We start from the raw sequence: 753 nt of genomic DNA on the forward strand, positions 1-753 counted from the left end.
CCTTCTTCGTGGTGATGGTATCGCTGATCGTTCAGGGCGGTACGCTGACCAAAGCGATGTCGCTTGCCAAGGTTGAGTTGCCACCAAAGCCCGAGCCAATCTCTCGCACTGGTGTGGAGATTTACCCAACCAGTGAGTGGGAACTGTTTATTTACCGATTGAAAGCGGATAAATGGTGCATTGGCGAACCGCTGCGTAGTTTGTCGATGCCTGAAGGCACGCGCATTGCGGCTGTTTTCCGTAATCAAGAACTGCTTCACCCATCGGGCAGTACCAGGTTGGAAGAAGACGATACCCTATGTGTATTGGCTCAAGAGAAAGACTTAGCTGCACTGAGCTTGTTGTTCAGTGAAGCGCCGGAGAAAGCCTCTCTGACTCGTTTCTTTGGTGATTTCTTCTTAGATATTGAAGTGAAGCTGGCCGACGTGGCGATGATGTACGGTTTGAATTTGGGCGATGAACTGCAAGATAAAACCTTGAGCAATATTGTTGAAGAACAGCTGGGTAGCACGCCTGTTTTGGGCGACCAGTTTGAATGGCAAGGATTGCAATGGGTAATCGCGGACGTGGTGGATCACCAAGTAACTAAGGTTGGCTTACGTTTACCCAATGAAGAAGAGGAAGGGGAAGAGGAGGACTAAATCCTAATCATTCATTTCCGTTAATATGATGACGGCTTGCGTGCGGTTCTTCACGCCGAGCTTGCGGAAAATCGCCGTCATGTGTGCTTTGATGGTGGCTTCTGATACATTC

At 49.1% G+C, this 753-nt stretch carries 2 protein-coding genes; one reads left to right on the forward strand and one right to left on the reverse strand.

The features are described 5' to 3' along the window. The coding region (locus R7Z77_RS25235) for a TrkA C-terminal domain-containing protein (RefSeq protein ID WP_318137030.1) at positions 1-641 on the forward strand (641 nt) is incomplete at its 5' end. A 3-nt stretch (positions 642-644) separates the two neighbouring features. Here the strand turns inward: R7Z77_RS25235 and R7Z77_RS25240 are convergent. Beyond that, positions 645-753 (reverse strand): LuxR C-terminal-related transcriptional regulator (locus tag R7Z77_RS25240; RefSeq protein WP_318137031.1); only part of this gene is annotated, 109 nt, incomplete at its 5' end.

Source organism: Vibrio sp. 1401 (genome assembly GCF_033340295.1).